Raw genomic sequence first — 21,450 nt, 5'->3', positions numbered from 1 at the left:
TGAACGACTTACCTACCCATGTCAACTACCTTCCCACAAACTCCTAGCCGCATCAGTTTTAGATGTGACTGCCCGACAAAATTTCTTTGTATCGAACTGAATTAAAGACTGCGTCACATCAAAGGGTAGAATACCGTTTTCGCAGCAATAAAACGCTTCAGGCCATTTCTGACTGAGGTCTCTGGAATCAATCACTATGTTACGCATTACCGATTTACAACTCCCGCTCGATCATTCTGAATCTGCTTTGCAGGCAGCTATTCTGCAGTTACTTAATTTACCAGCAGATGAATTAATCCACTTTGAAGTATTTAAACGCAGCTACGACGCCCGTAAAAAAACAACCATCATTCTCATTTATACGGTCGACATTGAAGTAAAGCATGAAGAGTCTGTTTTGCAGAAAAATAAAAATAATCCTCGCATCAGCACGACACCGGATACAAGTTATCAGTTTGTTGTGCAAGCTAAAGGCAACCAATTCAAACGACCTGTTGTCATCGGCTTTGGTCCTTGCGGTTTATTCGCTGCATTGATACTAGCTCAAATGGGATATCGCCCGATTGTTCTCGAAAGAGGAAAAACGGTACGAGAGCGAACTCAGGATACCTGGGGACTATGGCGAAAACGGGAATTACAACCTGAATCCAACGTTCAGTTCGGTGAGGGCGGAGCCGGTACCTTTTCGGATGGCAAATTATATAGCCAGATTAAAGACCCTAAACATTATGGCAGGAAGGTATTAACTGAGTTCGTCAAAGCTGGTGCGCCAGACGAAATTCTATACGTCAGCAAACCGCACATCGGCACCTTTCGTTTGGTGAAAATGATTGAAGAAATGCGTCATTCAATCGAGGCATTAGGTGGAGAAATCCGCTTTCAGCAAAGGGTCACGGATATTGATATCCAAAATGGCGCAGTTCAGGGCGTAGTGGTGAACGACGGCGAATACATCGAAACTAATCACGTGGTTCTGGCAATAGGGCACAGCGCACGGGACACTTTTCAGATGGTGTATGACAAAGGCATTTACGTGGAAGCCAAGCCGTTTTCTGTTGGCTTCCGGATTGAGCATCCGCAATCCGTGATTGACCAGGCCCGGTTTGGCCCGAATGCCGGCAATAAAATCCTGGGCGCGGCGGATTACAAACTGGTCCACCACGCGTCAAATGGACGTTCCGTCTACAGCTTTTGCATGTGCCCGGGCGGCACAGTAGTGGCCGCCACCTCGGAGCCGGGACGCGTGGTCACCAACGGAATGAGCCAATATTCCAGAAACGAACGCAATGCCAACAGCGCCATCGTAGTTGGCATTTCACCCGCCGATTATCCAGGCCATCCATTGGCTGGCATACAATTTCAACGTGAACTGGAGTCACACGCTTATGTCATGGGAGGAGGCAATTACAATGCCCCTGGTCAGCTAATCGGGGATTTTTTGCGCAACACCAGTTCAACGGCATTAGGTGCGGTAACACCGTCTTACAAGCCTGGCATTACATTAGTCAATCTGGCTGCTGCCCTGCCCGGATTTGCCATTGAGGCGATACGCGAAGCCATTCCTGAGTTTGATAAAAAAATTAAAGGCTTCGCGATGAATGACGGCATCCTGACCGGCGTCGAAACAAGAACATCCTCTCCCATCAGGATAAAAAGAAATGATGAAACACTTCAAAGCATCAATACCACAGGACTTTACCCAGCCGGTGAGGGGGCAGGTTATGCCGGCGGGATTTTATCTGCCGGTGTAGACGGCATCCGGGTTGCAGAAGCAATCGCTTTATCGATGAATAAAACCGCATAAAGATCGCACTGGGGCAGACATCAGGGAAGATCGCCGCCCCACTATCAGAGCAAACCAGCTATACGATTTCTATCGAGGGATGCGACTCAATCATCCTTCGCGCCATCAATTCCCAGTTCATGAATTTTACGGGTAATCGTATTGCGCCCGATCCCCAATCGTACTGCCGCATCGTTCTTCCGCCCATGCGTATATTTCAACGCGGCCTTAATGACGATGGCTTCAAATTTATCACCCAGCTTGACAATAACTTCCGGCTGCCCCTGAGCAAGCATGCTGGTGGCTTCGGCTTCCAGCAACTCCAGCCAACTATGCGTCACTGCAAAAGTATGATGTCTGTCAGCCCCCCCTTCTGCTGAAGTGTGTACGACAGGATGATTCGCAGCTTCAGTACCGGATCTCTCAAGCTGCGAACTGTGCGAAGTCAGGGAAGAAAGTGAATTCAACGGCAATAAATCCTGAGGCAAATCAGGAATTTCTACTGTCTGACCCGGAGCCATCACGGTAATCCAGTTGCAAAGATTTTCCAGTTGCCGCACATTTCCCGGAAAATCCAGCGTCGATAAAAACTGCATCGCGGAATCAGACAAGCGCTTCACCTCCACATCAAGCTGTCTTGCGCTTTGGCTCAGAAAGAATCTGGCCAGCAAAGGAATATCTTCCCGACGTTCGCGTAAGCTGGGTAAGCGCAAGCGAATGACATTCAGACGATGGTATAAGTCCTCACGGAACAAACCCTCTTTGACACGAGCTTCCAGATTCTGGTGTGTGGCGGCAATCACACGCACGTTGGCTTTCATGGGCTGATGCCCGCCAACTCTGTAGAAATGCCCATCAGAAAGCACCCGCAACAATCTGGTTTGCAGATCAAATGGCATATCACCAATCTCATCCAGAAACAGAGTACCGCCTTCCGCCTGCTCAAACCGCCCCCGGCGAGTCGTCTGCGCTCCGGTAAATGCACCGCGCTCATGGCCAAATAATTCAGATTCCAGCAAGTCTTTGGGAATAGCGGCTGTATTTAACGCAATAAATGGCTGATGGGCGCGAGGGCTGTGTTTATGCAAGGCGCGGGCGACCAATTCTTTACCGCTACCGGATTCGCCGGTAATCAGAACAGTTACGTTGGATTGAGACAAACGGCCAATAGCACGGAATACATCCTGCATCGCCGGTGCCTGCCCGAGAATTTCAGGCGTCTCGGATGTCGCCTGCTCAACGTTTGACTCACGCAAACTTTCCTCAAGCGCCCTGCGGATCAACTCTACCGCTTTATCCAGATCAAAAGGCTTTGCGAGATATTCAAAGGCTCCGCCCTGAAATGCGGCCACAGCCGAATCCAGATCAGAGAATGCCGTCATGATGATGACTGGCAGGCCGGGATGTTTGGCTTTGACTGTCTGCAACAATTCCAGACCCGAAGCGCCGTGCATACGGATGTCAGATACCAGAACTTGCGGTGTTTCTGATTGCAAGGCAAGCATGGCATCACGCGCATTCGTAAAACTTTTTGTCGTCAGATTTTCTCTTGCCAATGCTTTCTCAAGCACCCAGCGAATCGAATCATCATCATCCACAATCCAGATAGGTTTCATATTTTTGTCTTATTTCCAGTATTGAACTGATGCATTCATCACGATATCTTGTCTTTATACTTCGCACCCAAAATGGTGCGTGATTTTTACGGAAGCGGAATCAGGATTCTGAAATCCGTACAACCCGGCCGGCTCTCACACTCAATCACACCTAAATGCTGCTCGACAAAGGTCTGTGCCAGAGTCAGCCCCAGCCCGCTGCCACCATCCCTGCCGGAAACCAGCGGATAAAAAATCCGGTTCCGGATTTCCGGAGGTATGCCAGGTCCGTTATCAATGATATGCAAATCTAATGCCAGCCTGTATCTGACTTTGGCCAGCGTGATCTGCCGCACCACTCGCGTTCTGAAAGTAAGGCGAGCATCCCCCAGACGAATACGTTCAGCCAATGCCTGTGCGGCATTATGGGCAATATTAAGAACAGACTGGATTAGCTGTTCTTTATCGCCGCGGAATTCCGGAATGGACAAATCATAATCACGCTGAATCCTCAGACCTTGCGGAAACTCCGCGACGATCAGACTCCGCACCCGTTCACAGACTTCATGAATATTGACATCGCCCACGATGTGCGGGAAACGATGCGGTGCCAGCAAACGGTCAACCAGTGTTTGCAGCCGGTCGGCTTCTTTAATGATCACCTGCGTATATTCACGCAACTCTTTCAGATGACGCTCCGGCAATTCCAGCTCCAGCAACTGCGCAGCACCGCGGATGCCACCGAGCGGATTTTTAATCTCATGCGCCAGATTGCGGATCAGCTCTTTGTTCGCTTTACTCTGATCCAGCATGCGCTCTTCGCGATCAAGCTTCAGTTGCTGAACATTTTCTCTGAACTCGATTAAGACCGGCATCTCGGGATTATCCAGCGCAGTCACAATGCTGTGCACGTGCAGCGACTCCCGGCCCGCGCGCTCCAGCGTCAGATCCTGCCGCTTATCCGCAAATTGATGCGCCACGGCCTGATGAAAAACCTCCACTAATTCTTCGCCATTCAGAAACAGGTCTGTCAGACGTTGCTGCGCCAGCGCCTTCATGGAACTATCAAGCAGACTTTCGGCCGCAGCATTGGCGAACAAAACACCGCCCTGAGCATCCAGCACCAGCACAGCGGAAGTCAGCAAATCAAGACCGGTAAATGAGGGGAAAGTATTTTTCAAAATCATTCATGAAAAAAGGTCGCATTCAGCGACCTTGTTACGCAAACATCATGCCTGAAAATAAAGTGAGATTGTCATATGATTTCCTGCATGATTTACCGGGGCTCACTTCAGGTTCGCCAATTCCCGTTTGAGAGCCTCAACATTTTTTTCACTGCGGCTGATACTGTCTTTCAGGTTAGCCACACGCTCCTGGTATTTGGCGTAATTCCGCTCATCGCCGCGGCGCTCCGGTTCCCCGTTGTTGTACTCCTGCTTCAGGTCAGCCAGTTTTTGCTCTTCGTTTTTCAGTTCATCTGCCAATATCTGCTTACGGTCTGAATCCCTGGCCTTTTGGGTGCCCTCATCCACTTTGGGGAAATCTGCCGGACTGGAAGCTGACTTTCCCTGTGTCTTTTTGGCAGACGCCGGCAAAGTGGGCGCCGGAACCACCGTAATACCCGGCAAATCTACCTTCTTGCACCCCTTTGTTGCGCCGGTATTTTTATATTCTTTTTTCCCGTGTTCATCGACGCACAAAAAAACCTCTGTCTGCGCATGAGCGAGACTCTGCAAAAGAACCAGAACCACAAAACCAGTCAAAAGTCGCTTCATATTCAATCATTCATCAAAAACAGACAAGTAGTGTATGCGAAGCAAGGTTTGAGCACAATTCCAGGTTACTTAAGGTAACAAACAAAAAAAGCGGGGTGAAAACCCCGCTTTTCTTTTCCCGGTGAATTACAGGGAGTAGTACATATCGAACTCTACCGGATGAGTAGTCATGCGGAAGCGCTGGACCTCCTGCATTTTCAGTTCGATGTAAGCATCGATCATGCTGTCGCTGAATACACCGCCACGGGTCAGGAACTCACGGTCTTTGTTCAGTGCATCCAATGCTTCTTCCAGAGAAGAGCAAACTGTCGGGATCAGTGCATCTTCCTCAGGTGGCAGATGATACAGATCTTTCGTTGCGGCTTCGCCTGGGTGGATCTTGTTCTGAACACCGTCCAGACCTGCCATCATCAGCGCGGAGAATGCCAGGTATGGGTTTGCCAGCGGATCAGGGAAACGCGCTTCAACGCGGCGACCTTTTGGATTCGCAACGTAAGGAATACGGATAGAAGCAGAACGGTTACGTGCCGAATAAGCCAGCTTAACCGGAGCTTCAAAACCTGGAACCAGACGCTTGTAGGAATTGGTACCCGGATTAGTAATGGCGTTCAGTGCTTTGGCGTGCTTGATGATGCCGCCGATGTAGTACAAGGCGAATTCAGACAAACCGGCATAGCCATCGCCAGCAAACAGATTTTTACCGTCTTTCCAGATCGACTGGTGAACGTGCATGCCGGAACCATTGTCGCCAACGATAGGCTTAGGCATGAAAGTCGCTGTCTTGCCGTAAGTGTGCGCCACATTCCAGACCACATATTTCAGATTTTGGGTCCAGTCAGCGCGCTCAACCAATGTAGAGAATTTAGTACCAATCTCATTCTGGCCGGCACCAGCCACTTCGTGGTGATGCACTTCAACCGGGATACCCATGGATTCGAGGATCAGGCACATTTCAGAACGCATGTCCTGGAAGCTGTCGACCGGAGGAACAGGGAAATAGCCGCCTTTAACGGTTGGACGATGACCGGAGTTGCCACCTTCGAGTTTGGCACCTGTTGTCCAGGAGGCTTCTTCGGAATCAATTTTCACGAAGCAGCCGGACATATCCACATCCCAGCGCACGCCATCAAAAATGAAGAACTCTGGCTCTGGGCCAAAGTAGGCAGTATCACCGATACCGGAAGACTTCAGATACGCTTCTGCGCGCTTCGCGATCGAACGCGGATCACGGTCGTAGCCCTTGCCATCGGATGGTTCGATAACATCACATTGCATGAACAATGTGGTTTCTTCCATGAATGGATCGATATTGGCTGTGTTAGGATCAGGCATCAGCAACATGTCAGAAGCTTCAATGCCCTTCCAGCCTGCAATCGACGAACCGTCAAATGCGTGGCCAGATTCGAATTTATCCATATCGAATTGGGAAACTGGAACAGTCACGTGCTGTTCTTTGCCTCGGGTATCAGCAAAGCGGAAATCAACGAACTTAACTTCGTTGTCTTTCGCCATCTTCAAGACTTCTGCGGCTGTCATTGCCATGTGAAACTCCTCAAATAGAGCTAAAAAATAAATTCAGAAATTGCCGAGCCCATTATCAGCCATGACAACCAGTAAACGATCGACTTGTTTACTTGTCAGTCCCGATATACCGTGGCTGCTAAACTCAATAAAACATGATAGCAGAAACTATGCCACCCGCCTGATATACCAGAATCAAATATCCGTATTTCTAAACCCTTGTTTTTACAGGTCTTAAATCAGGGCGCCCATAGAAAATGTTTTATCACATTATAGAAATTCACCACGATGAAGCACCCGCCCACCAAAGCACTAAATAAGTGCACATAAAATCACCAAAATAGTGCACCCTTGTTTTAGTGCAAGACGCCCCTTTCATGATGCAAAAAGAGCCGCCTTCAGATTCTCAATATCAAGATCATTCTGTTCTTACCCTCAGTAATAAGAGACTTGATGCGCATCACAATCTCTGCATCTTTCCAAAGAATGCAATTGACTCTCATTCCGTGACTGACTATTGTGCTGCAGAGCATCAATAGTGTTTTGTCGATACATCCGACAAAATAACTCCATTGCAATCCATCTTTTTCTCTTCCAAATGCTGCGTTTTTTTCAACGATTTAAGGGCAATCCCTATTTATGGGCAGCAGTTGTCTTTTGTATTGCCCTCAGTTTATGTACGGAACTGATTCTTAAGCTGGAAGAATACAATGACAAGGAAACACTGACTCTCACGCATGATCTGGCCACAGTCCATGCGCACGCGATTGAACATAAGATCGGACAAGCGCTCTCTGCTGCCTATGCGGTAGCTGCCCTGATCAAGGATACGCAGGGACAAATCACTAATTTTGAAACTTTCGCAACCCAGTTGCTGGAATTTCATCCTGCCATTTCAGCGATCTATCTGGCTCCTGACGCCATCACGCGCCAGGTCGTGCCACCACCATGGAGAGAAAAGGGACTGGGCGTCAATCTACTGACCGATCCTGAACGAAAAACGGAAACCATTCTCGCAAAAAATACCAAGCGCCTGACACTTGCAGGTCCACAGACCCTGAGCCGGGGAGGCGTAGGAATCATCGGTCGCCTGCCTGTCTTTTTAAAGAGGAATGACGGAACAGAATATTTTTGGGGTATGGTATCGGTCGTTATTTCCCTATCGAAAATTTTGCAGGATGCCGGTTTACCTGCGCTGGCACAACGCGACTACCAATACCAACTTTGGCGCATCAAACCTGAAGCCGGGCAAAAACAAATCATTGACGGTAATCAGGAATTGAATGCCGGCGATCAGATTCACTATCCCTTAACCCTACCTAACACAGAATGGAATCTGGATGTCGCACATCAGGTTAGCGAGGCATCCCTCTACGGGCTTTACCTGAAGTACAGTCTGGGTTTCATTTTCAGCCTGATGCTGGCCGATCTGGTCAAGTTATTACTGGAAGCACGGATACAGAAGCAGAATCTGAAAAACATCATCGCCAGCCGCACCGCAGAACTCGCCGAAAGCGAAGCCGATCTGCGCAGAGCACAGACCATATCCAAAACAGGCAGCTGGATCATAGACATCAACAAACATCAGATTCAATGCTCCGAAGAAGCTGCACGCATCTGGGATACTCCGGCTGACGCAGCATTGAGCCCGGATACGCTGATACAGAAAATCCACCCTGATGACAGGGATGCTGCTTTCAACAACTGGCTTAAAGCACTGGCCGGACAAGAGAGTGAAATCGAATACCGCCTCGAGATCAACGGACAAATCAGGTGGGTGCATTCCCAGCTGGAAAGCGTGACCACCGCTGAGCAACTATCACACCGCCGGATCGGCACCATCCAGGACATCACAGATCGCAAGCATGCCGAAGAAAATATGCGCGTGGCAGCGATAGCGTTTGAAGGTCAGGAAGGCATGGTAATCACCAATGAACAACGCGAGATTTTGCGGGTTAACCAGGCATTTAGCCGGATTACCGGCTATACGCGGGAAGAAGCCATTGGTCAAAAAACCAGCCTGCTGAAATCAGGCATGCATAGCGCCAGCTATTACAGCGACATGTCCGAACAACTGGAGCAACATGGATTCTGGCAAGGTGAAATCTGGAATCGCCGTAAAAACGGGGAAATCTATCCGGAATGGCTGACAATCACTGCCGTGACATCAGAGCATGACCAGAGCATCCATTTCGTCGGCACCATGCTCGACATCACTCAGCGCAAAGCCACCGAGGCCAAGCTGGAACACCTTGCCTACCACGACCCGCTGACTGGCCTGGCCAACCGGAGACTGCTGCTGGACCGGCTGGAACATGCGCTGGCCAGCAATACCCGGAGCCATCGTTTTGGTGCCATCCTGTATCTGGACCTCGATAACTTCAAGACCATCAATGACATCAATGGTCATGGCAAAGGCGACCAACTCCTGCAGCAGATTGCCAAGCGGCTGACGGCCCGGCTGAATAAAGGCGACACCCTGGCGCGTATCGGTGGCGACGAATTTGCACTGATACTGGAAGACCTCGGTGACACCATGCGCGAAGCCGCGATCTGCGCGAAAACACTGGCTACCCAAATCCTGGATGACATCGCCGTCAGTTATTTCCTCGATGACAGTGAACACCACACCTCGGCCAGTATCGGCATTGACCTGTTCAGCGCGCACAGCCATTCGGCAGAAGACATCCTGAAACAAGTCGAAGTCGCCATGTATGAAGCAAAAGCCAGCGGCGGCAACAACGTGTATTTCTTTGATCCAGACATGCTGAATATTGTCACCACACGCGCAATGATGGAAGCTGATATGCGCACCGGAATCAGCCAGGAGCAATTCATCCTGCACTACCAGCTACAAGTCAACAGCGCGGGAAAAATCATCGGGGCAGAAGCCCTGCTGCGCTGGCAGCATCCGGAAAAAGGCATGATTTCACCGGCAGAATTTATCCCGCTGGCAGAAGAAAGCGGACTGATCATCCCGATTGGCAACTGGGTCATGCGCACAGCCTGTGCGCAACTACGCGCCTGGCACCAACAAAAAGAAACCAGCCATCTGACCATGTCCATCAACGTCAGCGCCAAACAGTTCCGGCAACCGGATTTCTCGGACATCGTCTTGCACTGCATCGATCATATCGGCGTAGATGCCCGCAAAATCAAACTCGAACTCACAGAAAGCCTGCTGGTCGACAACATCGAAGAAACCATTCAAAAAATGCACCTGCTCAAAGCACACGGCGTCTGTTTTTCACTGGATGATTTTGGCACCGGTTACTCCTCCCTCAGCTACCTGAAACAGCTTCCACTGGATCAGCTCAAAATAGACCAGTCATTCGTCAAAGACATCCTGATCAATCCAAATGACGCCGCCATCACCCGAACGATTATCGGACTGGGAAAAAGTCTGGGGCTCGCCGTCATTGCAGAAGGCGTGGAAACAGAGACGCAACGCCTGTTTCTGCAAAATCAGGATTGCCATGCCTTTCAAGGCTATCTGTTTGGCAAACCGGTCCCCGAACTGGATCTGACGCGAAAATTCAGCCTGTCACGCTGAATGCAGAACGCCTTCGCTTGAGGCATAATTCACCATCTGCTTCCACTCTTCAGCCTTCATCATGACAACGACGACCTTGTTACAAACAGCCCGGCAACGCGGTCAGGATCAGACACTCCCTTACGCCGGAGCAGTCACTCCTGCAGAAGCATGGACACTATTAAGCACTGATCACCAGACCATCCTGATTGACGTACGCACCAACGCAGAACGGGATTGGGTCGGCAAAGTCACCCTGCCGGAAACGCAGCACTACTCCGTGCAATGGAACCTGTATCCGGGCGGCACACAAAATCCCGATTTTTTAGCTGAACTGCAAGCTGTATGTCCGGATAAAAATACAGTACTTCTATTCCTGTGCCGTTCTGGCGTACGTTCACGTCATGCAGCCAAACTGGCTACAGAACACGGATATAGCCACTGCTTCGATATCCTGCACGGCTTTGAAGGCGACAAAAATGAACACGGCCACCGGAAAACCGTTTGCGGCTGGTGCCAGCAGAATTTGCCCTGGAGCGGCGCCTGATTTCGAACAAATCTGCGCAAAAGCTTCCATCTGATCAAATAGTTTGCTAGAATAGCGAGCTTCGCTGACACAACTATTTGTGAACACGAAAAGCAGGAGAGGTGGATGAGTGGTTTAAGTCACACGCCTGGAAAGCGTGCGTAGGTTAATCCCTACCGGGGGTTCGAATCCCCCCTTCTCCGCCAAAGATACATAAGCCCTTGATTTTTCAAGGGCTTTTTTCTTTTGGTTTCGCACATGGTGGCACTCATAGGGGTACCTCTTCACTGGAGGTTTCCATGAAGATCGCCCCCAAGACTTTATACGAGTACCGAAATCATCAACAGCTGTTCGCTGACTGGATAGCGATTCGTAAAAATACCCCACACTTCCCTATCAAGAAAATTACTCGTCAAGATATTTCTGACTTCATTGACGAACTTTTACAAAAAGGGCTATCCAATCAAACTGTCCAACTCAAATATCTAAGCTCCATATACGACAAAACACACCTCGCCATGAAGCATGTCTTGTATTAGCAAGCTGCTTTTCCGTTTTACTTCAGACAGGCTGATGACGGTAATCATGCAGCCAGGTTCCGGCCTGCATGGCTTCCTGCTCGTGCTCCGGTTCACGGAGGTTTTCCTGCAACGCATCCTGATACCACTGTTTCATGCCGGGCAGCGCCAGCATGTGCTGGCAATAGGCGGTGGCAGCAGCAGACATGGTCAGGCCGTAAGTCTGGATGCGGAACACCACTGGCGCGAAAAAAGCGTCTGCTGCGCTGAACTGCGCGCCTGCCAGATACGGGCCACCAAATCGGCTTAAACCTTCCTGCCACAGTTCATCAATCCTGGCGATATCTTTTTGGAGCGCTTCGGACATGTTTGAGAGGGCTACGCGTATGCCGCAATTCATGGTGCAATACTGGCGTAAAGCGGTGAACCCTGAATGCATTTCTGCTGCAGCGCAACGCGCCCAGCTACGCGCAGCCGGATCGGATGGCCATATCTGCGGATAGCGTTCTGCCAGATGCAGGGTGATGCCCAACGAATCCCAGATGACCTGCCCGTCCTCGATCAGGCAGGGGACTTTTCCGGTAGGAGAAAATCCACGAAATGCCTCCCAGCTGGAGCCTTTGCGGAAATGTTCCAGATGCTCGGTAAAGGGAATGCCCAGTTCACGCATCAGCAGCCAGGGGCGGAGAGACCAGGAGGAGTAATTTTTGTTGGCGATGAAAAGCTGAATCATGTGACATTTCCTTGTTAAAGTCAGGGAGACGGAAATGTTTCATTGTGCGCGAGCCTTACCAAGCAGGCAACATTTTTATTTAACCGGAACGCGGCAACCAGAAGCACGAAGTAAAAAACCATACTCTGCATGGACTTCGGTAATTGCAAAGCACGCATCACACTATCCGTAGCATCAAATCCGGTTGGCGATATCTGCGATTGATTCCTCCGTTTCTGCACTCTGTCGCATCCGCCTTGTGCCGTCACAGTGCTTCTTCTACGATGCAGCCATGTCATTGACAAACGTCCTGACGGTAAAACAGTTATACAGATATCTTTTATATCATTAACGAGGGGAACAAAGATGAAAACAACATTCAAGGTATTTCTCGTGTTGTGCGTAGTGCTGATCACAGCCATGCTGTGCATGCCATTGCTGCCGGATCAACAGGTGTGGATTAATGGGGAAGAAATCCATGGCATCACGGGATTCGGCGTCATTCTGTGCGGGATGATCTTTGCGGTATTTGCCGGAGTGCTGGCTTTTCTGTTCGGTGGACTGGTGCTGGCCGGTGTCGGCGTGCTGCTGGCATGTATCGCCATTTCTGTGTTTTTCGGCCTGATGTTTGCGCTGTTGCCGATGTTCGTACCTGTGCTGGCTGTTGTCGGCGCGGTCATGCTGTTTCAATATTTCCGCCGCAACCGGAACCGGGTCAGCCATTAATGCGCCATCACCAGCGCCGTCTGCCGCAGAATCCGGTGAATACAGGCCGGGGCGCTGGTACAATCTCAGGCTATTTTGCTGATCGCCTGTTATGAAATCCCCGGAACTGCGCAAAGAATTATCTGAACTCATCCTGCACAAACGCGGCATCCGCCTGAATCTGCAACTTCCACTAATTGAAAGCGAAGAGGAAATTACCCTGCGCAGCAAGGACGATATCGCCCAGCGCCTGTATGCGTTGTGCCTGCTGCATCACAGCGCACAGGAAACACTGCGACCAGAGGTACGGCATCTGCTGGATACCACCGATGCCCAAAGTTTATCCCAGCGTGAGCAGCAGCAGTTATTCACACCGGGAGCAACAGCCGCCAGCACCGATGCCCTGTCGTTTCTGCTCTGGTGCTGTGGTCTGAAAAAAGAGGCAGGAATGCCCGACGGCAAGCAGGCACTGCCTGAAATTACCACGCTCTGGCAAACCCTCAGCCGCCAGCCTGCCACTTTACCGGAGCAACTGCATCTGCGCTCCAGAACAGATATTCTGGACTGGGCTGATCTGTTGTACCGTCTGCACTGGGCGGTCAGACATGCGCATCTGAACGGCAAGCCGGTGCCGGGCCGGCTCGACGCCCATGCGGTGCATGAGTGGCACAAAGCCGTGAACTGGATGATTCGCTACGATGACGAAAACGACTGGGACCAGGTCAGTACAGAAACAGCCGGTTAAGCTTTTTTACCGCTTCAGGCAAACGATTTTCTATGCATTCCAGTTTTATTGTGCCGGGGTTGCGCCGGTCGCCATTCGCTCACGGATCGCAATCGCACAAAGCTGCAAAAGCCAGTCATAGCGGCTACAATAAAACGATATCGCCGATCGCATTATCCAATTCCAGTGCTCATCATGCCTGTCCGCCCGTTTCTGCTCATCAGCGCCCTGCTCTTCGCCGCCAGCTTGCTGTGCCAGCCTGTCCGTGCAGGCGATTTTGAAGATGGAGTCAGTCTGTATGAACAGGAAGAATTCTCCGCCGCTGCAGAAGCCTTTCAGGCTGCCGCCAGCAAAGGACATGCCGATGCGCAGTTCAATCTCGGGCTGATGTATCTGAACGGCGAAGGTGTTCCCGAAGATTACCGGCGGGCGCGTGAGCTATTTGAACAGTCGGCAGCACAAAACAATGTGCGGGCACAGGTGAATCTGGCGCGGATTTATGCCAAAGGGAAAGGTGTCGCGCCGGATTATGGCAAAGCCGTCAGCTGGTTCAGAAAAGCGGCCGATCAGGGTTATGCCGATGCCCAGTACAGCCTGGGAGTGCTGTACGTGACCGGAAATGGTATCGCGCTGGATTATCGCAAGGCACGTGAGCTGTTTCAACAGGCTGCCGATCAGAATAATGCCAGCGCCCAGTACCAGCTGGGCCTGATGTATTTCAAAGGCAGGGGTGTTGCGGTGAATCTGGTTGAGGCCTACAAATGGCTGCTGCTGGCAGAGGATTATGACGATGCCGCAGTCTATCGCAGCTATGTGGCGCGTTCCATGAGCGTGGAGCAGATCAGCGAAGCCACCACCCGCGCCAAAGAATGGACGGCAGCGGGTCAGTAGGCATGGGATGACCGCCTGTCCGACATAAAAAATCCGGCACCGTTTTCTGGTGCCGGATTTTTTTTGATGCCCGGTACGATCCGGCATCATGCCACCATGCATCAGCCGTCGATAGCCCGTCGTCCAAGCGCCGAATCATCCGAAAAGAAACCATCAATACCAGCCTCGATATAACGGCGCATTTCTGCCACGGAACCGCTGTCGTGCCGCGCATCTTCCCCCTGATCATTGCGGAAATCCGCTGCCAGAAAACGGTTTTCCGGACGGAAGGTCCAGGTATGCACCAGCAGGCCGGCCGCATGCGCATCGGCAATCAGGGCTGTGGGCTGCCCTAACCTGCCATCCGCCAGCAGAGGAATCAGCGCTCTGGTTGGCGGCGCTACGATGTCGGCATAACGCGCCATCTCTTTCAAGCCTTGCGGGGTGCACATTTTTTCAAATGTCAGATCACCGCCAGCAGCCACCACATCGGCAGGGCGCCCGCGTTCCACCAGTTGCATCAGGCGGATATTCGGGCGCTTGCCCAGCACACTGCGCAGGTATTTCAGGTTCGCCACTTCAAACGACTGCACCACCAGCGGACAGCGCCGGGTGTATTCATGCGCAGCGATGCTTGCCAGAAAACGGTCTTCCAGCGGCAGGCCGATGGCCGCAAAATACGTCGAATGTTTCAGTTCCGGAATCAGGCCGATCACCTTACCGGTGGTAGCGGCATTGGCCGCAGCGAAATCGATGATCTCGTCCCAGGTCAGGATCTGGAACATGCGGTCATACTGCGTATTCTGCGGGCGTACTTTAGGCAGACGCTCTACAGCACGCAGGGTCTTGAGTTCTGCCAGCGTGAAATCTTCTGAAAACCAGCCGTTCAGCGTCATGCCATCAATCGTGCGGGTCACACGCCTGGCGGCAAACTCAGGATGCAGCGCGACGTCTGTGGTTTCGTTGAGGAAGTTCTCATGTCGTGCCACCAGTACGCCGTCTTTGGTGCTGACTAAATCTGGTTCAATAAAATCAGCGCCATCGGCAATCGCCTTGGCGTAGGATGCCAGCGTATGCTCAGGACGCAGAGCCGAGGCGCCGCGGTGTGCGAACAATTCCACCTTGCGGCCGGAGGTGCTCTTTTGCGCAGCACCTGCCGCAGCGGATGCCTGCTCCGTCGAGACACCGGCTGCTGCCAGACTGAGCTGGGTCAGTGATAAACCGGTACCGGCAACCATAGTATTAAGCCATTTGCGGCGTGTCAGATTAGTTTGATCCATCTTTGTCTCCATCAGAATTCCGCGCCAAAGGTCACGAACACCTGGCGTGGTGCAATCGGGAACGTATTGTAAGTACCGCTGGCAGCACCGACCACCACAGCAGAAGCGCCGGTTACCTGATTCAGATTGCTCACGTTCAGACGTACCCGCGCATTTCTGAGGAAGACGTTCTTCTCCATCGGAATCTTTGCGGTAACGCCCAGATTCAGCATGAAATAGCTGTCAACGGATAAATCGTTGGTGTAAGTCGCGTAACGTTTGCCGACATAGTCACCGATCAGCTGCGCTTCGATATTACCGAAAGTTGCCGTTGCCACGAATTTATTCATCCATTCCGGGCTACCCGGAACCCGCTTGCCGGAGGTGGCGACATTATTCTTGCCGTTGCTGTAATCATCGTTGTAGACAGAGCGGTTATACGACAACGCATTGTAAAAACTGAAGTTCTTGCCAAAGTACACGGTGCCCGCCAGATCGATACCGTCCGTGGTGACGCTGCCGACGTTGGCCAGCACAGGGTTGCCGCCGACAATGGCGGTAATCACCGGCGTCGGGCTGATCTGCAACAGGCGGTTGCTGAAATCGACGTGGTAAACGTTGACCTGACCATCGATCCTGTTCAGCGCGCCCAGCTCCAGATTGCGTTTGCCGCGCAGACCCATCTCATAAGTCACCGAAGTCTCAGGCTGTGCGGTGTTTTTGAACAGATCGAAAGAGGACTGGCTGGACAAGCTCCACGGTGATGCACCGCCACCGCCATAGGTGACGAACTGGCGCATGTTTTTCTGCACGTTCACAAAGAACTGGTCGCGCGAGCTGATATCCCACAACAGACCAAGCTGCGGCAGGAACCATTTCTTGGTATCGATTTCACCGACCGGCAGGGCCGTGGAACCACCGGAAATCGCCCCCGGCAAAGGCTGTACCGGGAAATCGCCTTTTGCATATTGCAGACTGGATTTGAAGCCCATCTGCACTGACATATCCGGCCGCACGCGCCATTCATCCTGCAAATGCAACTGAACCACGTTGTTGCGGATTTCGCTGCCGTACTGCGTGATCAATGGGTTAGACGGTCTGTCGTAAGGAGAGCTTGGATTATTCACATCCAGCGGATACCAGCGACGGTAAGCGGATGATTCATTGTGTTCCCACCAGCCGCCGAATTCGATCTGATGATTGCCGATTTCGCTGCGCAGATTAGAGATCAGGCCGGAACGGTGAATGTCGTATTCGGTGGTGCGGGTTGCATAGCCAGAATTACCAAAAACCGTTTTCAGATTCTGATTCGGGAAATACACCCTGAACAGCGCTGGTAAACCGGCAGCACCGATCGGTCCGGCGACCACGCCGACGCCATCATCACGGTGGAAATAAACCTGATTCGACCAGACCGTGGAAGGATTCAGATTCCAGTCATATTTGGCATAAGTCAGCACGTCTTTGCGCTGCGCATCGCTGTAATAGTTCCGGTAGTTAGCGCCATCTGCTGCAGGTGTCGCACCGGTCGGCGACAGGTAAGACAGGGCACCGGCAAAGTCGGGGTACCAGAACGGACGTGTGTATGGTGCACTGGTCTCACCGGTCACATGCACGGTGCTGTCTTCGTTCGGCTCAATCTTGTCGCTGTAGTTGAAAAACAGCGTCAGCTTGCCGGAGTCGTTGTTGCGGACAAATTTACCATTGAGTTGCTTGCCACCCTGCTTGCCATCGAAATCCCAGGCGCGGGCATTCTGACGTAATACCGACACATAAGCGGAATTGCCTTCCCCAAAATTACCGGTATCAAAACGGGCAAAAGTGCGTGATGTGCGATAGCTGCCGAATGTCTGCTCGATGCTGGTTTTACGGGTGGCAGACGGATCGCTGGAGAACACTTCGATGGTGCCGCCCAGATTGCTGGTCGATGGCGTTGCCAGATTACCAGCACCGGACGACAGGATCACATTGCGTACGTTTTCACTGATGACGGCGCGCTGTGGCGACAAACCGTTGTAGTTACCATATTGCTGATCGCCGAGTGGCACGCCGTCCATAGTGTAGCCGAGCTGCTGGCCGTTAAAACCATGCACAAACAGCGACAGATTCTGTTCGTTGTTACCCCATGGGTCAGCGGTCGCAAATGTCACGCCAGGCAGCGTCTGCAAGGATTTGACCGGATTGATACCCGGCAGAATTTTCTGAATTTCATTACCGCGCAAAGAGACGGAAGAGCGGGTGCTTTGCGAAGAAATCTCCACAGTCGCTACAGCGTCATCTGCTTTTGCAGTCTGATCTTGCGTTGTACTGCCGGCGTTCGCCGCCACAGTCTGCGCCTGACTCAGCGCAGGATAAGCCATGAGGCAGGCGGCACTGATCGCGAGCAAACGGAATGTCTGCTGCACGGGAATTTTTTTTGTGGATTTCGCTGATTGCATGCGGTTCTCTCAAAACGGAATAGAGGAAAAGAAGGTTTATAAAAAACCCGCGTAGCTTAATCAGCATTTGTGACGATGACGTGACGGATCGGCTGATTTTTCGAGAAATATCTTTCCTGACGGAAAAAATATTTCTCCCCAATGTCATGACCCGGAAAGAAAAATGCTTTAAAAATCCTGCTCATACGAGATATCGCAAGCGGTACAGGCTGGCACGACAAGATGCGGCAACAGGGCCAAATCCGTTTAGCCTCAGTCCTGACATTTACAGCCGTTGCAAAGCATCCAGCAAGGGAATACAGGCATCGGCAATGCGGTTGATGCTGTGCTCGCGCAGTGCCGCCAGATCAACCCGGGCATCGCTGCGCAATCCTGCCCATGCCAGCAACTCGGCACTGGCCGCCGGATCATCGAACATGCCATGCAGATAGCTGCCGATGATCTGGTCGTCCGCCGAACGCGCACCCTCGTCAAAAGGGAGAGCAGCATCCTTGCCATGCAGCCGGAATACCGGCAACGTATTCTGACTGATGCGGCTGGCGGTGGTAACGCCCATATGAATTTCGTAACCCTGCACGGTTGCACCCGGTGTCTGACCGAACAGACATATGCCGCTGACCTGCTGCAGGCGTTTTTCCTGTGTGAGCTCGGTACGGATCTCCAGCAAGCCAAAGCCTTCAGACATGCCCGGCGCGCCTTCCACGCCGTGCGGATCATCAATAACCTGCCCCAGCATCTGATAACCGCCACAAATACCAATGACTTTGCCACCGTAGCGCAGATGCCGCCGCAAGGTCTGCTGCCATCCCTGCTGCTGCAAAAATGCGAGATCGGCGCGGGTGTTTTTGCTGCCCGGCAGGATGATCAGATCAGCAGGCGGAATCGTACAGTCCGGGCCGATGAATTGGAGATCAACATCCGGATGCGCGCGCAGGGCATCAAAGTCGGTGTGATTGGCAATGCGTGGAATCGCCGGCACGATTATGCGGAACTGGCCGCTGCGGTTCTGACTCGACTCAATCGCATCTTCCGCGTCGAGTTGCAAACCATGCAGATAAGGGAGCACAGCAAGCACCGGCTTGCCGGTCTGTTGTTCCAGCCAGCGCAACCCGGGCTCCAGCAGACGGATATCGCCACGGAAACGGTTGATGACAAAACCAACGATGCGTTGCTGTTCCGATGCCGACAGACACGCCAGCGTACCGACGAAGTGGGCGAATACGCCGCCACGATCAATGTCCGCTACCAGGATCACCGGACAATCCACCGCTTCGGCAAATCCCATATTGGCGATGTCGCGTTCGCGCAGATTGACTTCTGCCGGACTGCCGGCCCCCTCGATGATAATCGCCTGATACCGCATCTGCAGACGCTGATACGACGCCAGCACCGCCTGCATCGCCATCGTTTTATACTGGTCATAATCACGCGCCTGCATATCCGCCCGCACCTTGCCATGAATGATGACCTGGGCACCGGTATCGGAAGACGGCTTCAACAGCACCGGATTCATATCGGTATGCGGCGGTATGCAGGCGGCCAGCGCCTGCAATGCCTGAGCGCGGCCGATCTCGCCGCCATCGGCGGTGACGGCACTGTTGAGCGCCATGTTTTGCGGCTTCATCGGCGCCACACAGACGCCCTGACGCTGCAGCAGGCGACACAGGGCGGCCACCACCGTACTTTTACCTGCATCGGAAGTGGTGCCCTGCACCATCAGCGTGGAAATATTCATTGCGCTGCGCCCAGTTCTCCGGAATTCGCCTTCTGCCAGTCTGCAATGATCTTCTGCAGCTGCGGCAGCCCATACCGGATTGCCGATGGCCCCGGCGACAGGATGTCGGGAGATTTGATTTCCCAGACCTGACCATTGCGCACCGCTGACACGGCAGCCCAGCCGGGACGCTGGATCACGCTGTCCGGCTGGAATTTTTTACCACACCACGAACCGATGATGATGTCCGGGGCACGACGCACCACTTCTGCCGGGTCAGCTATGATGCGCTCTTTGGCGCTGTGAAAGCCGGCCAGGTCGGCAAACGCATCTTCCCCGCCAGCCACACCGATCAGCTCGGACACCCAGCCGATGCAGGACATCATCGGATCATTCCATTCTTCAAAATAAATCTTTGGCTTGCTCGTCCAGCCTGCGCTGAGCTGGCGTGCCTGCGCAATCTGCGCCTGCAATTCCGCCACCAGCTGCGCACCGCGCTCAGCCCTACCGGTCAGCGCCGACAGCACATGGATCATCCTGAAAATACCCGATAGACTGCGCTGATTAAACGCATGCACTTCCACACCGGCGGCAATCAGTTCACGGCACAGCTCAGACTGCATATTTGAATACGCCACCACCAGATCGGGATTGACGGCCAGAATCCGCTCCGTCTTCGCAGAAGAAAAACCGCTGACTTTCGGCTTCTCGGCCCGCGCCCGCGCCGGATACACGGTGTAGCCGGAAATGCCCGCGATCTGGTCTTCCGCACCGATCGCATATAGCACTTCCACCGCTTCGGTCGACAGGCAGGCGATACGTTCATAATGGCCCGTGACATCACTCATGACGTGCCTTTCTGAGTGCTCTGACGATGCTGCCGCGCCTGCTCCAGCGCCTCGCAGATGGCCCGGGCGCCGTCGATGATGCGCGGTCCGGGGCGATTCATCAGATCGCCGTTAATGGTCACCAGATTCTGATTCCTGACTGCCAGCAGCGTCGTCAGCGCTTTCCATTGCGTCATGCTATTGCTGCGCTGATCCGGACTCTCCGAACTGATGATGGCTTCCGGATTTTCCTGCAATACCGCTTCCATGCTGACCACTGGCGCAATCGTCGTCAGTCTGCCGAAAATATTTTCGCCGCCGCACAGACGGATCGCATCGCTGACGATGTGCCTGTCGTTGAGCGTATAGAGCGGCTGATGCCATACCTGATAAAAGGTCCGGACGATCGGCTTTCCTCCGTACAGTGACTGCAATTGCTGTAATTGCTGACGAAACTCCGCCGCAGCCTGCTGTGCCTGCGCTTCGGTGCCAAGCAGACTGCCGAATTTTTGCAGCGTTTCAGGAACCTGCGCCAACCGGTGCGGTTCGCTGAAAAAAAACGGAATACCGGATTGCCGCAACCTTTCCTGCTGTTTGTCAAAGGCGCCGTGCATCCAGACCACCAGCAGATCCGGCTTCAGCGCCATGATACGCTCCATGTCAACCAGACGATTATCACCGATACGAGGAATCTCTTTGGCTGCCGCAGGATAATCGCTGTAACTCACGGTGCCGACGATTTTAGCACCACCGCCCGCTGCAAAAATCAGTTCAGTCACATGCGGTGACAGGCTGATGACACGCTGCGCCGGGCGGGACAGGCGCACCGTATTGCCCATGTCGTCCGTCACGCTGATAGCCAAAGGCTGCGCGGCCTGAGCGACCTGTAATATGAACAGAGAGATCGTGAACAATATCCCTGTCATACCAGCAATGACCGGAGTGCACCGC

17 protein-coding genes and 1 tRNA gene are annotated in these 21,450 nt (G+C 52.6%); 8 read left to right on the top strand and 10 right to left on the bottom strand.

The genetic code is table 11. The annotated features are described in order from the left end of the window. Positions 1-196: 196 nt before the first annotated feature. Positions 197-1,804, top strand: a complete 1,608-nt coding sequence (locus HV832_RS16180) for an NAD(P)/FAD-dependent oxidoreductase (protein WP_176804945.1) — start codon at positions 197-199, stop codon at positions 1,802-1,804. An 86-nt stretch (positions 1,805-1,890) separates the two neighbouring features. Here the strand turns inward: HV832_RS16180 and ntrC are convergent, their stop codons facing one another. The 4 genes from ntrC to glnA form a co-directional block, all read right to left on the bottom strand. Then, the gene (gene ntrC, locus HV832_RS16175; RefSeq protein WP_176804943.1) at positions 1,891-3,399 is read right to left on the bottom strand and encodes a nitrogen regulation protein NR(I); all 1,509 of its coding nucleotides are present in this window, start codon (positions 3,397-3,399) and stop codon (positions 1,891-1,893) included. Positions 3,400-3,485: 86 nt separating this feature from the next. Continuing rightward, complete coding sequence (gene glnL / locus HV832_RS16170) at positions 3,486-4,565, bottom strand: nitrogen regulation protein NR(II) (protein WP_176804940.1); 1,080 nt, start codon at positions 4,563-4,565, stop codon at positions 3,486-3,488. 99 nt (positions 4,566-4,664) lie between these two features. Continuing rightward, entirely contained in the window at positions 4,665-5,153 is a 489-nt protein-coding gene (locus HV832_RS16165; RefSeq protein WP_176804938.1) for a DUF4124 domain-containing protein, read from the bottom strand. Positions 5,154-5,279: 126 nt separating this feature from the next. Further along, positions 5,280-6,695, bottom strand: coding sequence for a type I glutamate--ammonia ligase (gene glnA / locus HV832_RS16160; RefSeq protein WP_176804936.1), 1,416 nt, complete (start codon positions 6,693-6,695; stop codon positions 5,280-5,282). Between the two features lie 577 nt (positions 6,696-7,272). Between glnA and HV832_RS16155 the strand changes: the two genes are divergently transcribed. From HV832_RS16155 to HV832_RS16140, 4 genes are all read left to right on the top strand, one after another. After that, complete coding sequence (locus HV832_RS16155; protein WP_176804934.1) at positions 7,273-10,227, top strand: bifunctional diguanylate cyclase/phosphodiesterase; 2,955 nt, start codon at positions 7,273-7,275, stop codon at positions 10,225-10,227. A 61-nt stretch (positions 10,228-10,288) separates the two neighbouring features. After that, positions 10,289-10,753: a rhodanese-like domain-containing protein gene (locus tag HV832_RS16150; RefSeq protein ID WP_176804932.1), complete on the top strand. Its 465-nt coding sequence runs from the start codon at positions 10,289-10,291 to the stop codon at positions 10,751-10,753. A gap of 95 nt (positions 10,754-10,848) precedes the next feature. Then, a tRNA-Ser gene (locus tag HV832_RS16145) sits at positions 10,849-10,938 on the top strand. A gap of 93 nt (positions 10,939-11,031) precedes the next feature. Continuing rightward, complete coding sequence (locus HV832_RS16140) at positions 11,032-11,271, top strand: site-specific integrase (RefSeq protein ID WP_176804930.1); 240 nt, start codon at positions 11,032-11,034, stop codon at positions 11,269-11,271. A 22-nt stretch (positions 11,272-11,293) separates the two neighbouring features. Here HV832_RS16140 and HV832_RS16135 read toward each other — a convergent pair whose 3' ends face one another. Continuing rightward, complete coding sequence (locus tag HV832_RS16135; RefSeq protein WP_399311485.1) at positions 11,294-11,980, bottom strand: glutathione S-transferase family protein; 687 nt, start codon at positions 11,978-11,980, stop codon at positions 11,294-11,296. A gap of 348 nt (positions 11,981-12,328) precedes the next feature. Here HV832_RS16135 and HV832_RS16130 point away from each other — a divergent pair, with 348 nt between their 5' ends. From HV832_RS16130 to HV832_RS16120, 3 genes are all read left to right on the top strand, one after another. Beyond that, on the top strand, positions 12,329-12,688 hold the full coding sequence (locus tag HV832_RS16130; RefSeq protein ID WP_176804926.1) for a hypothetical protein: 360 nt from the start codon (positions 12,329-12,331) through the stop codon (positions 12,686-12,688). A gap of 91 nt (positions 12,689-12,779) precedes the next feature. Continuing rightward, positions 12,780-13,412, top strand: a complete 633-nt coding sequence (locus HV832_RS16125; RefSeq protein WP_176804924.1) for a DUF4272 domain-containing protein — start codon at positions 12,780-12,782, stop codon at positions 13,410-13,412. A 174-nt stretch (positions 13,413-13,586) separates the two neighbouring features. Further along, positions 13,587-14,282, top strand: coding sequence for a tetratricopeptide repeat protein (locus tag HV832_RS16120; RefSeq protein ID WP_176804922.1), 696 nt, complete (start codon positions 13,587-13,589; stop codon positions 14,280-14,282). A gap of 101 nt (positions 14,283-14,383) precedes the next feature. On the opposite strand, the gene HV832_RS16115 is transcribed toward HV832_RS16120, so the two are convergent. From HV832_RS16115 to HV832_RS16095, 5 genes are all read right to left on the bottom strand, one after another. After that, positions 14,384-15,499, bottom strand: a complete 1,116-nt coding sequence (locus HV832_RS16115; protein ID WP_176804963.1) for a glycerophosphodiester phosphodiesterase — start codon at positions 15,497-15,499, stop codon at positions 14,384-14,386. 53 nt (positions 15,500-15,552) lie between these two features. Further along, the gene (locus HV832_RS16110; RefSeq protein ID WP_223827379.1) at positions 15,553-17,958 is read right to left on the bottom strand and encodes a TonB-dependent receptor; all 2,406 of its coding nucleotides are present in this window, start codon (positions 17,956-17,958) and stop codon (positions 15,553-15,555) included. 265 nt (positions 17,959-18,223) lie between these two features. After that, positions 18,224-19,675 (bottom strand): cobyric acid synthase, encoded by a 1,452-nt coding sequence (locus tag HV832_RS16105; RefSeq protein ID WP_176804959.1) that lies wholly within the window; start codon positions 19,673-19,675, stop codon positions 18,224-18,226. Between the two features lie 14 nt (positions 19,676-19,689). Beyond that, entirely contained in the window at positions 19,690-20,520 is an 831-nt protein-coding gene (locus tag HV832_RS16100) for a cobalamin-binding protein (RefSeq protein ID WP_176804920.1), read from the bottom strand. Beyond that, entirely contained in the window at positions 20,517-21,425 is a 909-nt protein-coding gene (locus tag HV832_RS16095) for a cobalamin-binding protein (protein WP_176804957.1), read from the bottom strand. Before HV832_RS16095 ends, HV832_RS16100 begins: the two co-directional genes overlap by 4 nt. Between the last annotated feature and the right edge of the window lie 25 nt (positions 21,426-21,450).

The sequence above is a fragment of the Cognatundibacterium oligocarboniphilum genome (genome assembly GCF_013377855.1).
Classification (GTDB): Bacteria; Pseudomonadota; Gammaproteobacteria; order Burkholderiales; family Burkholderiaceae_D; genus Undibacterium; species Undibacterium oligocarboniphilum.
This window is presented reverse-complemented; position numbering and strand designations above follow the sequence as displayed.